Genomic DNA, 1,530 nt, shown 5'->3' with positions numbered 1-1,530 from the left:
GCTGAGAATCGGATAATTTTTTGACGTTGTATTTCAGCGATTTATCTAATTTTCAAAATCTCGTTTTTTTTAATTTTGGCTTAAAAACTTGATGAGCGTCGTGAAGCTTGTCGAGACGTGTCGCTTTAGTTCTGCCACGCCCTTCCGCTTGTCTGCTACCTTTTTGCGCAACCCTTTCCAAATCGAGTACACGGAGTAGACAACCCTTTGGATTGTGTCGAGATTGCGAGCCGCGCTGCTGTGCTTGCGTTTTATCTTGTCTTGTTGAAAATTGACGTCAAGACTCCAGTGCATACTTTCGATTGACCAATGCGTGCGCACGAACGAGCCTAATGTCGGCGTGTCTGTTGGCAAGTTTGTCAGGTATAACCGGCGCTCGGTGGTGCGTTCGTTGGTCGACTTTTTGACCGTTTCTGATATGTATTCCACAACTGTCAAGTTGCCGCCCCACTTTTCCGTGTCGGCAATCATGTCCAATCCGTCATATATGTTATATATTCGAGTCTCTATTCTCCCATGCGCAAGCTCCGAATCCGGCGTATACGTATATAGTGGTTCTCGCCCTTTGATTGCGTCTTCGATTATGTAGCACAGCGCTCGCTGGTTGGCTTTAATCTCGATAAAGAAATAGCCTTTTCTCTCTCGGATTAGGTCGATAATCGGCTTCTGCAGCGACATGGCATCGGCAGTGACGACTTTCCCGGTTATGTCGATTTTCCACAACAGGCGAGGCACGGCTTTTATCTCGTTACTCTTTTCCTCGCAAGCCTCGGTAGCCAATATGATACGGGTGGCGGGAGAATATGCCGAGACGATATCCGGGTTGCGGCCGTTTTGTTGAACCGTGCCGCGCATAGCCTTTCCGTCAACGCAGATTATTTCTAAGCCGTCGCTGTCTTTATACAGCTTTTTGCGAAAAGATTCGGCGAACTCACGCATTTTGTCAGCCATCGCAAGGGCATCTATACCTTTTTCAATGCGGCAAAGAGTAGGCTCCGACGGTATGCCGTTTTTGAACATACCCATTTTCTGCAATCTACCTAAATTGTCCTTGCCGAATTTGATGATATCTGCGCGTCCAACACAGTCGGAAATTCGGGATAATATCATCAACATGATGATGTCGCTGAGTCGATGGCGTATGTTCCCCTTGTTCGACCTACGAAAATCGGGGACCGAAGAAGCGAATTCCAGCAGTTTGCTCAGAATAGTTTCGCTCGATTCAGAATTATTTACTACTTTTGTGTTCAGGTTAAGTGCCGAAGCGTCGGCAAAATTTACTTGGTTGAGTGGTTTGGATGTTTTCATAATTATAATGTTTACACCTATAAAATTACAAAATATCCACCACTTGACCAAGTTTTTACAGTACTTATTTCACTGTAAATAAGGTATTTAACAGTTTTTGTGATTTGGATTTATATACAGAGAGGGGGTCGAGGGCAAAGATAGACTAAAGAAGAAAATCCGCAGGAATCCGCGCTATAAAATAGAACTATTTTTGAGAAATCACGCTTTTTTTAAATGAAA

The 1,530-nt window shown here is 44.2% G+C and carries 1 protein-coding gene; it reads right to left on the bottom strand.

Annotated elements, in window-relative coordinates:
• Positions 1-69 precede the first annotated feature (69 nt).
• Positions 70-1,308, bottom strand: a complete 1,239-nt coding sequence (locus ACI4L0_RS02560; protein WP_439798602.1) for an ISAs1 family transposase — start codon at positions 1,306-1,308, stop codon at positions 70-72.
• Positions 1,309-1,530: the final 222 nt, after the last annotated feature.

Source organism: Treponema sp. (genome assembly GCF_051883275.1).
Lineage (GTDB): Bacteria > Spirochaetota > Spirochaetia > Treponematales > Treponemataceae > Treponema_D.
This window is presented reverse-complemented; position numbering and strand designations above follow the sequence as displayed.

What these genes read in the sequence shown, in the direction of transcription:
- ACI4L0_RS02560 (WP_439798602.1), bottom strand. Translation starts at nt 1,308, where the DNA reads ATGAAAACATCCAAACCACTCAACCAAGTAAATTTTGCCGACGCTTCG.